Origin of the sequence: Mucilaginibacter rubeus, assembly GCF_003286415.2 — a bacterium.
GTDB lineage: Bacteria > Bacteroidota > Bacteroidia > Sphingobacteriales > Sphingobacteriaceae > Mucilaginibacter > Mucilaginibacter rubeus_A.
Genome location: NZ_CP043450.1, coordinates 5,065,687 through 5,079,201, shown reverse-complemented (window position 1 = coordinate 5,079,201; position 13,515 = coordinate 5,065,687). Strand labels below are relative to the sequence as shown.

General features: G+C 42.3%; 7 protein-coding genes and 1 tRNA gene. 4 read left to right on the top strand and 4 right to left on the bottom strand.

Annotation, left to right across the window (positions count from 1 at the left end; all coding sequences use genetic code 11):
* Positions 1-4 precede the first annotated feature (4 nt).
* Together DEO27_RS20050 and DEO27_RS20045 are read right to left on the bottom strand one after the other, a co-directional pair.
* Positions 5-2,125 (bottom strand): sensor histidine kinase, encoded by a 2,121-nt coding sequence (locus DEO27_RS20050; RefSeq protein WP_112575592.1) that lies wholly within the window; start codon positions 2,123-2,125, stop codon positions 5-7.
* Positions 2,109-3,218, bottom strand: coding sequence for a DNA cytosine methyltransferase (locus DEO27_RS20045; protein WP_112575591.1), 1,110 nt, complete (start codon positions 3,216-3,218; stop codon positions 2,109-2,111). Before DEO27_RS20045 ends, DEO27_RS20050 begins: the two co-directional genes overlap by 17 nt.
* A gap of 312 nt (positions 3,219-3,530) precedes the next feature.
* Between DEO27_RS20045 and DEO27_RS20040 the strand changes: the two genes are divergently transcribed.
* Positions 3,531-4,487: a helix-turn-helix domain-containing protein gene (locus DEO27_RS20040; protein WP_112575590.1), complete on the top strand. Its 957-nt coding sequence runs from the start codon at positions 3,531-3,533 to the stop codon at positions 4,485-4,487.
* A gap of 390 nt (positions 4,488-4,877) precedes the next feature.
* Here the strand turns inward: DEO27_RS20040 and DEO27_RS20035 are convergent.
* Positions 4,878-4,951: transfer RNA gene (locus DEO27_RS20035), tRNA-Met, on the bottom strand.
* Positions 4,952-5,114: 163 nt separating this feature from the next.
* Here DEO27_RS20035 and DEO27_RS20030 point away from each other — a divergent pair.
* The 3 genes from DEO27_RS20030 (at position 5,115) to DEO27_RS20020 (ending at position 8,402) form a co-directional block, all read left to right on the top strand.
* Positions 5,115-5,495: an START-like domain-containing protein gene (locus DEO27_RS20030; RefSeq protein WP_112575589.1), complete on the top strand. Its 381-nt coding sequence runs from the start codon at positions 5,115-5,117 to the stop codon at positions 5,493-5,495.
* A 108-nt stretch (positions 5,496-5,603) separates the two neighbouring features.
* Positions 5,604-7,058, top strand: coding sequence for an LptF/LptG family permease (locus tag DEO27_RS20025; RefSeq protein WP_112575588.1), 1,455 nt, complete (start codon positions 5,604-5,606; stop codon positions 7,056-7,058).
* Positions 7,059-7,196: 138 nt separating this feature from the next.
* Entirely contained in the window at positions 7,197-8,402 is a 1,206-nt protein-coding gene (locus tag DEO27_RS20020) for a bifunctional 3,4-dihydroxy-2-butanone-4-phosphate synthase/GTP cyclohydrolase II (RefSeq protein ID WP_112575587.1), read from the top strand.
* 526 nt (positions 8,403-8,928) lie between these two features.
* Here DEO27_RS20020 and DEO27_RS20015 read toward each other — a convergent pair.
* Entirely contained in the window at positions 8,929-13,362 is a 4,434-nt protein-coding gene (locus DEO27_RS20015; protein WP_112574791.1) for a translocation/assembly module TamB domain-containing protein, read from the bottom strand.
* Between the last annotated feature and the right edge of the window lie 153 nt (positions 13,363-13,515).

Here is a 13,515-nt window from a genome sequence, read left to right as displayed (position 1 = left end):
AATACTATTTCTTTAAAGGTAAGGTCAATTTGAAGGTGGCCCCTTTCGGCTCAAATACGCTTGAAATCAATTCAATGGTGCCATTAAGCGCTTTCATTCGCGACCTGGCGATAAACAGCCCTAGCCCTGCACCTCCTTCTTCAGCTGTTGTGGTCTTGAACATTTCGAACATTTTATCCCGTATTTTTGAATCTACGCCATGTCCGTTGTCCGAAAACAAGATAGTTAGCTTATCTCCGTCCGCGTAAGTTTCGCAAAGTATTTTTTTATCGTTTTCTTTAACAAGCGCCTTGCGCGAATTGGAAATCAAATTCGCTAAAACGTCTTCTAGGAATTTGCGCTTGCCGGTCAACCTGATATTATCCTTAATATTTGTTTCGATCATTATGCCCTCTTTCTCAAATATGATCGAATGAGCGCCTTTTAATACCCCGTCTATAACCTCTTTAATTGAGAATTCACTATCTTCAATATCAACCTGTGCATAGCTCAACATAAAATCAACGAGCGTACTGATGACCTCGGTTTGATTATATATCAGCTTGGCGTATTCTAAAAATCGATCATTTAATTTAGGATCGGGGAAAAATTCGACGATATACTCGGCCCCTTGCTTTGCAGGCGCCAATGCAAAACGAATCCCGTGGGCCAACTCGTTAGCAAAGTCCTGTAAGGACATCAGGCTTAAATACAGCTCTTCTTTTCTTAAAAACTCCTGTTCTGATGTTTCGCTTTCCTTAACGCCTTCCGTTACTTTATCCGAAGCGTCCTTTGCTTTGGCAATAGCCGGCGCAAGGACGGTTTTCAGTTCAGGGCGCTCCCGTACGATCTGGTTCAGGGTTCTAGATACATCCTTAACATCTGCCGACGCCCGCTTCAGGTTATTTTGAACCCGGGTCTTGTTCTCTTTTCGAATAACCGCTCGATATTTCGCGAGCTCGTCGATTTGCCCGATAATGAAAGTTTTGAGATTGCGGTATTCCGGCGTATCGTCGAAGTCCTGCCTGTTCGTAGCGTCAAGTATGGCCGGGTTACCATCCCTAGTAATATGTATGATACCAATAAGCTCGCGCGTGCTTAATTTGTCGAATGCTTCCTGGTACCTGCGCTTATCGATTCCTAGCACGTCCCGCCGCTTATCTAATACTTGCTCGTACTCAGCAAAAGGAGTACAAATCACTCCATCGCGATATATCTTAACACCCTCGATATAATTCGCAGTATTCTTGTATTTGGCCTTGAATTGTTTTTGTGCCTCCGCATTGAAGTAATAGAATTCCATTGAGATTGGGCCAAAATCCTGCGGCTCGATATACCGCGGAACAAATTCTTGCAGTTGCTCGTCAAAATGAACTACGCCCTGTTTTTGAGTTTCATAATCAAATTTAACTTCAACATGCACTGTGGCCAATTCTTCTATAGGCTCTGGCTTGATGGGCCTATGCGGCAATTCGAGCGAAGCAGCTGCTAAAAAGATATTGAAAGGTGGATCTAAATTGAAGACTGGCGGCAATATCCGCCCCAATTGATTTTCGAGCCGTAGCAGCATTTCTTTGTCCCAGGCTTCATGCAAAAGCGTTATTACCAGTTGCGTGCCGTGACCGTCCTGGAACAATTTTTCATGTTTAACATACTCATAATCGTTTTCCAGGTCGGTGAACAATCTTTTTTGCACACCCTGCTGTTGCTGCAAAAGCTCTTGTTCGTAGCTGGCCCAATCGATAGTTACTTTTAGGACCTCGGCATCGCTTTCTCTTTTAGTCAGAATCTGAAGATGTCCACCTAATTTATCAGTGGCAAACCTACCGACTCCTTTTTCACCTATATAACGGCGTTTGAAAGGTTCTGCCGAAAATGTAGCATCTCTTTTACTTGATGTGCCAACCACGAGCCACTTGTCTGTAATATCCGCTAAAGACATGCCCTGGCCATTGTCGCGGATAATGATGGTGCTTTTGGCGCTTCTTTTTTCTACACCGAGAAATTCAACATCGACCTTTGTTGCGTTGGCATCATAGCAATTCTTAACCAGCTCGTAGATCGCGGTTATCCTGTCTGTAATTAAGCCGCGACCGAGTAACTTAAAAGTACTGGCGTCAAATCTCCATTTAAGCTTTCCGCCCATCAATGTTATGTTGTTCTAGATGATTTAAAATACTCAAACCGATAGACTCTCCCAGCTTCGGCGGCACGGCATTTCCAATCTGCCGGGCTAAAACAGAGATGTTGAGGTCTTCGTCTTCTTTGACAAATTTATAGTTAGCCGGAAAAGATTGAAGCAACGCTGCTTCCCGCAATGTGATGGCTCTGTTCTGAACGGGATGTCCATAGCAACCATTGCTCAAACCAACGCAGTGCGTGGTCAAGGTTGGCGATGGCTTGTCCCAAGCCATCCTGCCGTAGGCGCTGGTAAATGTTTTGCCAATGCTGCTTTCGCGACACGTGAGCCCTTCAAGTAAATGTTCAGGCCACTCGGTCCAATTTCCGCCTTCCGAGGTTGCCATGATACGGGCCTTATTTTTAGGACTTAGCTTGCGTGCCCGGTGCAGTGTATCTTGTGGATGTATTTCGCCATCTTCCACAGGCGGCAAATGTTTGATAGCATCGGCAACTGTTGGAAACTGTTCCTTTTCGAACATTTTAGGCACTAATTCAATCTTTCCGAATTTTGAGGCAAACAAAATAAGTCTGTAACGTCTTTGAGGAACTCCATAATGGGCAGCATTAACTTTGTATGTCGTTACTTTATAGCCCAATGATTCCAATTTATTTACGAAGTCTTTAATTACAACTCCATCTTTATGGCTCATAAGTTGCGGAACGTTTTCCATCGAAATAATACTCGGCTTTACTTTTTCGATCATTTCGGCAAAAGAATACAACAGTCGCCATTTCCCTTCTTTATCCTCGCGCTCGCCCGGTACCTGCGAGAACGGCTGGCATGGCGCGCAACCTACCAAAATTTTTAAGCTATGTTTAGGGTAAAGTTTTGAGACTTCTTTAGCATTTATGGTTGTTACGTCGCGATGCAAAAATTTTGAATTATTATTATACTCAAAGGCATAATCGCAGGTTTGATCGTAGTCAATACCGGCGACAACATTCAATCCAACGTCTTGCATACCCCGTGTTAAGCCCCCGACCCCGCAAAAAACGTCAATTACCGCCACGTCCCTTTTTCTAGGTTTTCTTGCAATAATTTTGTCTTTCTGTTTCATCAAAAATTAGTACTTAAAAATTATAAATTCGCAAATAAAAACCTGCACACAAAGGTGTTACCAGGCCATTTAAGCCGATTTGACTACGAAAATAGCATATTTCTACCCAATTAATAAATTGAGATTGACTGTTCGCGGGTTGTAAGAGCAATTTTTAGATAGGGTGCTGTCGTTGTGCTTCGGTTTTTGCGGTCGTTAAATATTAAAACAGCGTCAAATATTAGCTATTTTTTATAAAAGTATGAAATATTGGGGACTACTACATTTTAAAAATATATTATAACACAATTTGCTACTACTCAAATTACCACGATGTTTGACCATAATTATCTCTTGCAACTAATAGCCAATGGCGTAGAAGAAAATACGGAATTAGAATATAAGGCCGCAGCAGCATTGCAACGGGAAGACAAGAAAATAACTGAAGCCACCAAAGACGTTTCTGCTTTTGCCAACTCCAACGGCGGTATATTAATCTACGGCATTCGTGAGAATCAAACAGCTAAGCATTTACCCGGTAACGTCGATCCGATTGACCGAAAAATTATTACCAAAGAATGGCTTGAGCAGATCTTAAACGCCAGGATAAAGCCCCGCATACATGGTATAAAAATCCACGTGGTAACAATTGCGGGTGATAACGTAGTCTATATATTAGAAATACCCAAAGGAGAAACCGCTCACCAAGCGGACGATCGTAAATATTACCGGCGACACAACTTTAGTGTTGAAGCTATGTATGATTCTGAGATACGCGATGTCATGAACAGGCAAAAGGCGCCTCAAATCAAAATTCATTTTAAGGTTGAAAAAAAGCCCAACATACTGATTGCGCCTAATGATAGACCTATACTCCACCAGCAAAGGCCAATTCTTTATTTTTTAAATGTTCATATTGAAAATGTAGGCAAGATGTACGCTACATATATCAACATCGTGCTAATCCTTCCGGAGCGCGTACTTGACGCAATGTGTGATGAAGGGGAAAAAACAACCGTACAAATTGCACTTGACAATAAAGTTAGGGACTTAATTGAGCCGCCCGACGATAGCCGTTCGATGTTCTTCATAGCCGAAATGAACAAATCCAAACAATATGGGCCAGCACGGAATGAGCCACTGTTGCCCGGTATGAAGATGGCTCTGAAATCTTTTCCTCTGTATATCGATAATATAGAGGATGGGGATATATTAAGCTGGACACTACATGCCGATAACGCAGAACCCCAAATCGGTGTGTTAGAGTTTGATCAGATAGAAATAATTTGAACTTAAATAACTATAGACTATCAAATCATCAAAATGATAAAAGTCTGACTTCAAAAACCAGGCATTATTACCCCTTATCTTGACTAACATTTGATCATTCGTATTTCTCCCTTTCAATGAAATTATTGATAGCTTCGAAATCGTCATAAAGGTTAGAGATTTGACCTGTTGCTTCTATATCAAAGAGGGGGCATTTGATATAAATTCGTGTTTTAGGTTAAAAGACCACCTTAAATCTTCCAAAAAAACAATAAAATTCAGTATTTTATATAGCGCCGCTCGGGATAGTGGCGTTCGTTAATTAACTTCTTACAGTAGCTGTTGTGTATGAACATTGTATGACCAAAAATAAAAGCAGCTACATTTTTACGTAGCTGCTTCATCTTCAAGTAGCGGGGAGCAGGATCGAACTGCCGACCTTAGGGTTATGAATCCTACGCTCTAACCATCTGAGCTACCCCGCCGTTTTTATGTATGTGACTCTTTTTGTGGTTAGTAAAAAGAGTGGCTTTGCTTTAAAACAAGTGGCCGTCCCTAAAAAGGTTTGCAAATATAGCAGAAATTCGTTTTCTTTAGAAAAAATGTTAAACATTTTAATTTTGTTCCTCTTTTTTAAGTGTAAACCGAATGTCCGAAAAGAAAAAATTTACCATTGAGTACGAGATAAAGTCATCTCCGCGTATCCTGTTCAGCTTCTTAAGCGAGCCTAACGGCTTGTCTCAGTGGTTTGCCGACGAGGTTAATATTCGTGACCATGTTTATACTTTTACATGGGATGATGAATCGCAAAAAGCCAAACTTTGCTCCGTCAAGGAAAACAAATCTGTACGTTTTAAATGGATTGATGATGATGCGCAGTATTATTTTGAAATGGAAATACTGCAGGATGAGCTTACAAATGATGTAGCGCTCGCCATTACCGATTTTGCCGCCGAAGATGCCATTGCGGAAAGAAAGCTGATCTGGGATAACTCTATCGATTACCTTATAAGTGTATTAGGCGCCTGATAAAAACTTTATTTTAGCTAATTTTGTACGCTTAACTATGTTTTGCACGTTAATGGGTTTAACTGTGCGGCTAACTGGTTTTGCCCCTGTTAATTGCAAATAGCACTAATGAAGAAAATCCACCTTTTACTCCTTAAATCGTTTATAAGGCCTTTTTTGGTTACACTTTTCATAGTGATGTTTGTGCTGCTGATGTTGTTTTTGTTTAAATACATTGACGACCTCATAGGCAAGGGTTTTGCCTGGTATACCATACTGGAGCTCATGATGTATAATTCGGCCACCAACGTTCAGATGGCGCTGCCCTTATCCATCCTGCTTTCAACCATCATGACCTACGGCTCGCTTGGCGAAAACTATGAGCTGGTAGCTATCAAGGCTGCCGGTATTTCGTTAAAACGTGCCATGTATCCCATGATCACTGTGGTTACCATACTCAGTATTGCAGCGTTCCTGTTTTCGGATTATATGCTGCCGGTAGCCAATTTGAAATATTTCTCGCTGCTGTATGATGCCCGGAAACAAAAGTCGGCCGATTTGCTGCCGGAGGGGGTATTCAGCAACAGTTTTCCTGGCTATACCATTCGTGTAAAACGTAAAGATCCCGATGGGCAGCGTTTGTACGATATCATGATCTATCAAAAAAGTCCGAACGGCGAAAATAACAATATTGTGATCCTGGCCCGGGAGGGTACCATGTTTCGTACCATGGGCGATAAATACCTGGTATTACGGTTGAAGGATGGAGTGAGGTACGAAGAATCGGCCCCGGAAAACGCCACTTATAATACCCGGCAGCGCCTCATGCGCCAGCGCTTTAAGGAAACTGAAACTAAATTTGATCTTTCTACTTTTAAGATTACCCGGACAAATGAAAGCGAGTTTAAGCAGGCATCACAAATGATGAACGTTAAACAGCTGACACATTACCTGGATTCGTCGCAGCATTCTGTTGATAGTAATGTGATGGTGAATTATAAGCTGGTAACACCATATATCAAATACTATTCGATACCAACCCAATCAAAGGTTATTAAAAAGTATAAGGAGTTTGATCCTAAAAAGGATGTTTTTCAGGGGCTTACCTTATCTGAGCAACAGATGAGCCTTAGCAGTGCCGCGTCTGAGATCAGATCAATCAAAGATGTGATCAAAAATCGGAGCGACAGGTATAAAGGCGATTCGGAAAATATCCGCAGGTATTTTGTAGAATACCAGAAAAAGTATAACCTTTCGGTAGCTTGTTTGGTACTGTTTTTAATTGGCGCACCGTTGGGTTCCATCATCCGCAAAGGGGGCCTGGGTTTGCCGGTGGTAGTTTCGGTTGTGTTTTTCCTCATCTACTATATTATTACCACCATTGGCGAAAAATCAGTTAAGGGTGGTGATATCAACAAGTACCTGGGTATGTGGATCTCCATTATCACGCTGTTGCCTATAGGGTTGTTCCTGTCATATAAAGCGGCTACTGATTCAGCCTTATTTGATATGGACATTTATAAACGTTTTGTAAACCGTGTTATAGCAAAATTTAAGCCCAAGGCAACCCACCGCAGTCATTAACGGTATTATTAATTAATAAACGCCATATTATAGAAGCAATATCATTTTACACAACGCCGACCCAAGTCTTGGTAATATGCGTTAAATTTGATTTAGATTAAACAAGCGTTTAAACGCACCCCAATAAGCAAGTATATAATGTTAAACACCATACAAGAAGCGATCGAAGAGATCAAAGCCGGTAAAACAATTATCGTAGTTGATGACGAAGATCGTGAAAACGAAGGCGACTTTTTAACGGCCGCCCGTAATGCCACCCCCGAAACAATTAATTTCATGGTTCGTCACGGTCGCGGCCTGGTTTGCGCTCCTATTACAGCACAGCGTGCACGTGAGCTCGACCTAATGCCTATGGTAAGCCACAATACCACATCGCACGAAACTAACTTTACGGTTTCGGTAGATTTGCTTGGTCATGGTTGTACTACCGGGATCTCTGCAAGCGACAGGTCTAAAACTACTTTGGCGCTTATCGATCCGGCTACCAAGCCTGAAGATCTGGGTCGCCCGGGGCATATTTTTCCGCTGATAGCTAAAGATGGCGGCGTATTGCGTCGTACAGGGCATACCGAAGCAGCTGTTGACCTGGCCGTTTTAGCGGGTTTTGAACCTGCGGGAGTCATCTGCGAAATTATGAAGGAAGACGGCGAAATGGCCCGCCTGCCCGATCTGCTGGAGATTGCGAAAGAATTTAATCTCAAAATAGTATCCATTAAAGACCTTATCGCTTACCGTTTAGAACATGAATCGATGGTAAGGAGGGAAGTGGCTGTTAAAATGCCCACCGAGTGGGGAGATTTTGATATGATAGCCTACACCCAGGTTGATACCGGCGAAAATCACCTTGCTTTGGTAAAAGGCACATGGGAACCGGGCGAGCCTATTTTGGTACGCGTGCATAGCTCATGCATGACCGGCGATATTTTCGGTTCATGCCGTTGCGATTGCGGTCCGCAGTTGCATAAAGCTATGGAGATGATCAGCAAAGAAGGTAAGGGCGCTATTGTATATATGAACCAGGAAGGCCGCGGAATTGGACTTATCAATAAATTAAGAGCCTATCATTTGCAGGAAAATGGTTATGATACTGTTGATGCAAACCTGAAGCTTGGCTTTAAAATGGATCAGCGCGATTACGGTATCGGCGCACAGATCCTGCGTAGTCTGGGTATTACCAAAATGCGTTTAATGAGCAATAACCCTAAAAAACGTGCCGGCCTTATCGGTTACGGTTTGGAAGTTGTTGAAAACGTACCTATCGAAATTGCATCAAACCCACATAATGAAGCTTACCTGCGCACTAAACGCGACAGGATGGATCACGCTATTATGCGCGATCATTAATTTTTGAAGCTTAAAGCTCAAGGCTAAAACAGATAATAGAACAAAGGCTTAAAGCACTCCGCTTTAAGCCTTTTGGTTTTAAGCATTTTCTGGAAAGCTGTTTAAAACGATTTAACAAAATCGATACCCCAACGTCATTGCGGGGCACGAAGCAATCGCACAGAGGCAGGTAACGACTATTGTTATAATGAACTTACATCGTCGCGCTCCTGGCCGCGCGGGGCCAGGTACTTTTGTCGCCACAAAAGTAGCCAAAAAGGCTTGCAGCAGAAAGGCTTCTTTGCGCACACCCTACCATAAGTCCACCGCACGGCCTTTGCCCTGCAAAACGAACAGAACCACGGGCTGCAATTATTTTGCCCCGATTCGCCCTATCCCCAGCTTCTGCAAAAACTTGCTATGCCCCTGCAGCCACACGTTCCCCGCATTGTTCTGCCCGTTTTCACCCGAAGCTGATCTGCTGCGAAAAACATCCGGTTTTAATTATGTCATGGGTAGGAACGAAGCAATCCCCAGCTTTTTAGCTTTACTGGTCATCATCCTCATCAGGCTTTGTGGCCGGTGTTGTTGTAGTTGAATTAGGAATAGGCGCGGGGGTAACCGGTGCAGTTTTGCGGCGGCTCTGTCTGAATATGTTCCGGATAAACTCACCAAAGGTGTCAAAGTCACGTTGGTAAACCAAACCAAACCCATTTACATACTGCGGTGCCAGTACGTCTGTAAGGCTGCTTAGCGTTACGTTATTTAGGGCCCTGTATGAATATCTTGCCGTTAAATTGCCGTCACGGCGTATTTTGTATAATGCTTCAAAGTCTTTGGTAAGACTGTTAAACCGTTGATTAAAGAGGTTGTTGTTATTGTTATTGAAGATATCGTTTGATCCATTATTGCTAAACAAGCTGCCGTTAAACGATAGGCGGCTATCAAAGAAACGCAGCGAAGCGCTGGCCTCATTAAATGAACGGATATTTAAATCGAAGTTTTTGATGTTTGATTGCGATATCAGACTGTTTAATTTATTAAATGCAAACTCGCTCACGGCCTCGCCCGCGGTGCCCAGTACCTGGTTAGTTAAGTTATTACTGTTTGATGTAAAGTTACGGCGTACAATAATACTGATAGCCTGCTGACTTCTGTTATTGGCATCAGCAAGATAGGTTGACAGATCGTCCTTAACTGATGGATCGGTAGGGAAGTTAAAGTCAAAATCAATATTGGGTTGTAACAGCGATTTGGTTAGGATAAGTTCGGCCTGTACCAAAGTTTGCTGTCCTGAAGTTGGTGTTTGCAGGCCCGCTGCTGTGTAAAGTGGCGCTTTGCTGGTACGCACCTCATACAGGGCCTTAAGGTTGATCTCCGCGTTTGACGGGTTACCTGTCCACCTGATGGTACCGCCCTGGCTTACCGTAAAGTTTTTACTGATAAAGTTTTTGGCGGTAAACTCAAATTTACCCGACGATATCAGGAAGTCACCATACATCTCAAAATCGCCAAGACTGTTAATATTCAGCTTTAAATTTCGGGCAACACCGCTACCTTCCAACTGGCCGTAATCTGTAGCAATTTTTACGATAGTTTTTTCGTCGGCACTTAAATCAAAGTTTAGGGTAACACCATTAAACGCGCGTGTTTTAGGTACAACTTTGGCAGTATCGCTATGGCTTACAAACTTAATAAAGTCGTAATCGCTGGCGGTTGATGAGGTGTTAAGCGGGATATTGAAAACCGTACCGGCATTGGTGCTGGCTGTGATATCAATTTTCATGTTATCAACCGGGCCGTTAAAGGCGAAAGTGCCGGTACCATAAGCTGTACCAAAATAAAGGTGGTTATCTTTAAATGTGGTGTTCAGGGCCATCAGGTTATCGGCCTTGAGTGTTACATTAATATCCGGGTTATTCAGGTTGTTAAGGTTTACGGTACCATTGGCGGTTCCGGTACCTTTATGAATATCCTTAAGCACCATATCCTTGAGGGTGATAACACTGTTATTAACATCAAGTTTGTTATTAACGGTATAGGCTGTTTTCAAATAATTAACAGTAAGGCCGGTATTAACAAGTGTCACGGTTCCATTAAGCTGAGGATTTGACGGTTTGCCCGTAAGCTTTAGGTCCGTTGAAACATGGCCTTTTATATCTGAAACAAGGTCTTTTATAAATGGTTCAAATATGATGGCTTCGGTTTGGTTCATCTTGATATCAAAATCAAGGTTATCATCGGTTTCTTTACCAAACGAATAGGTACCGCCAATATTCATGGTTTCCAGCCCGCGGTTAATAATATTCATATTAACATCGGCCTGTTTGCGGTCGTTTCCGAGTGCTGCAACCAGTTTTACATCACCCACCAGTGTTTTGTTCATGGTAAGTGAGTCGACAGTTAAGTGCGAATCTACCCCCGGCGATTTAAGTACCGAGCTCATGTTGATATCCCCGTTAAGATAGCCCTTTAAGTTTACCCCAGAGGTACGCGTTAGCTGGTTAAACGTACGCATGTTAAACTTCTGGAACTTAAGTTTTAACTGATCGGCCGGGTTGTCGGAAATAAAACCATCGATAAATACTTTTTGTGCACCGTTTGAAAGCTCGAAGCCCGATACCTGGGTTTTACCATCAAGTAAGCGGATCCGTACCTGCTCCTGGATCTTCCATTTTTCTTTTTCCAATATCACATCTGATGGAAGCAGTTTCAACTTAGCGGTAGTATCCCGCCCAAATTCAACCAGACCGTAAAGGTCCAACTGGTTAACAGCGTTTTTATCCGATAGCTTAACGTTAAAGTTAAGGCTGTCGTTTTTCAGGAAGTTGGTAATATTGATATCCTTAATAAAAAGGCTATCGGTAAGGTCAACCCGCTTCAGGGATAAGTTGAGGCCGAGCATACTCTCGGTTGTGTTTTCGTCGATAATGAAATCATGGAAAACCGTTTTGCCGTATTTGAGCGTTTTGATATATCCCGATAAGGTAGCCGTTTTCTTTTCCGAATTAAATTGCCCGACAAAAGTTCCCTGGTCAGGGATTTTCAGATCAGGCAGGAATATCGCCGTAAGCGGGTCGAGGTTTTTGAGGTTAAGGTTAAAATCAAACTCCTCCGGCTTAGGCGGTACTATAGTAGTTTTGATAGACGGGATGTACTTTTTAACGATGGTTTTAAAGTATGACGGCAGGGTAGCCAAATCGTATTTTCCTTTAATACTGCCATCGGCAAAGTCAGATTTCAGCGCGATAGTACGGTTGTTACCAAAACCTTCGGCAGACAGGTATAAGGAATCAACCACATAGTTATTCCGCGGATCAACAACTCTTGCAGGCGAAAACAGGATATTGCCCTGCAGGTTGGCCAGGTCATCACCTTTAAACTGGGTTTTAAGAAGTGTAGTTATGGTTAAAGTATCTTTAGTAAAGCCAAGTTTGTTCAGGTTGGCATCTTTGATATCGGCAGTAAGATCATAAGTAGGCAAGGCGGGCTTAAGATCAACCTTGCCTTTCAGGTCAAGCTTTACATTCCTGTCGTTAATGGTAATATGGGCGTTGGCCAGTTTATTGATAAAAGTACCCTTAAGGGTGAGTTTATTATAGGTGTAGCCAGAGTAGGTAACTGAAGCTATCCTCGCGTCCACTTTTTCGGTAAGGCTTTTAAGCTGATCGCCGCTGCCTTCAATGGTTGACGACAATGTGGTACGGCCCAGGTCTTTTTCATCAATCAAAGTACCCATATCAAAAGCATAGGTATTGATCCTTCCGCTATAGCTTGGGCGGTCGTTTTTATCAATCTTAAGGTTGATATCTGAATCAAAACGACCAAGCGCTGTTTTAAAAACACCATAAGCCACAAAGTCATTTTGTGAACCTGTGAACCTGCCCGTGAAATTAAAATTACCAAATTTGGATAGGATAGCAGGAGCCTTTTCAGTAGGAGTTCCCGAAAAATGACTGATCAGGTAATCAAGATCTTTTTTGTTTGACGCGACCTGTTCAAATTTCAATTCAAGGAAAGCGTTATCCCAATCGGTAAGGTTATGCAGGTTAAAATCTCCCTTAACAAAGGTAGCCTGTCCGCCGGTGATGGTAACTTTCTTGGCTTTGAGGTTATTCACATAACCTTTAGCTTGTCCATCTATACCTAAATCAAAACTTACTTTTTTAAGCGCGCTGGTAAAGTAGGCGATATCAGATGATGAAATGCGCGACGATTTAAAGTTGGCGTCCATGTGCACCTTGTTCTCAAAATCATCAAAGTCATCAAATGTTTTAAACTTCATCCGGAAATAATCTTTCAGATCTGAGCGCGGTGTTTGAATGGCCAGGTGCTTAAGCATAATCTGGTTGGTATCAATGGTAGCATCTGAAGCAAAGTGTTTTACCGTAAAACCGCTTTTTTCATGCAGGCTCAGACTTTTAATGTTGCCTTTAAACAGGTGGTTTTTTAAGTCCATACCCTGTATTTCGGTGCTGAAATGCTGAACATCCAGGTCATTAAAGTTAACACCTGCAATTACGGTATCCCTGAGGCTGTTTTTATATCTGAAATGGAAATTCTTGATAGCGATAGTGCCAAAGTTAAGCGTCCATGGCTTTCCTGCAGGCGTTTTGGTGGTATCACCCGAATTAAAATAATCTATAACAAACTGGAGATTGGTAGTGCTGTCCTTTTGTTTTTTGAGGTAGAAGGAACCGTTATCCAATTCAATATTGGCAAAGTTGATGGTGCGGCGCTTTATACTGCTAAAAAGATAAAAATCATCAATATCAACGGCCAGCTTTGGAGTGCTTAAAATAGTATCCTGTTTTTTATCTAAAATATAAAGCCCCTCAATTACTACCGAGCGAAACGGCCTGAGGTAAAGACTTTGGATGCCTACTTTGGTATGGAGCTCGCCGGCGAGATATGTTGCCGCTTTTTTTGCAGCCCAGGTTTGTACCGGCTTAAACTGAAACGTGAGTAAAAGTATGCTCAATGTCAATAAAATGAACAATACCAGGCCCAGGAATATTTTGAGTACTTTTTTAATAACTTTGCCTTTTAAACTATTTAATGATTTGGTGAATTATTGATTTAGCAAGTTCTTTACTATCCCTCTACAATTTTGCAGAAAGATGGTTTGCCGCTA

Bases quoted from the DNA above. Each gene is read 5' to 3' on its own strand.
- DEO27_RS20025 (WP_112575588.1), top strand. From the start codon at position 5,604: ATGAAGAAAATCCACCTTTTACTCCTTAAATCGTTTATAAGGCCTTTT.
- DEO27_RS20030 (WP_112575589.1), top strand. From the start codon at position 5,115: ATGTCCGAAAAGAAAAAATTTACCATTGAGTACGAGATAAAGTCATCT.
- DEO27_RS20045 (WP_112575591.1), bottom strand. From the start codon at position 3,218: ATGAAACAGAAAGACAAAATTATTGCAAGAAAACCTAGAAAAAGGGAC.
- DEO27_RS20040 (WP_112575590.1), top strand. From the start codon at position 3,531: ATGTTTGACCATAATTATCTCTTGCAACTAATAGCCAATGGCGTAGAA.
- DEO27_RS20020 (WP_112575587.1), top strand. From the start codon at position 7,197: ATGTTAAACACCATACAAGAAGCGATCGAAGAGATCAAAGCCGGTAAA.
- DEO27_RS20050 (WP_112575592.1), bottom strand. From the start codon at position 2,125: ATGGGCGGAAAGCTTAAATGGAGATTTGACGCCAGTACTTTTAAGTTA.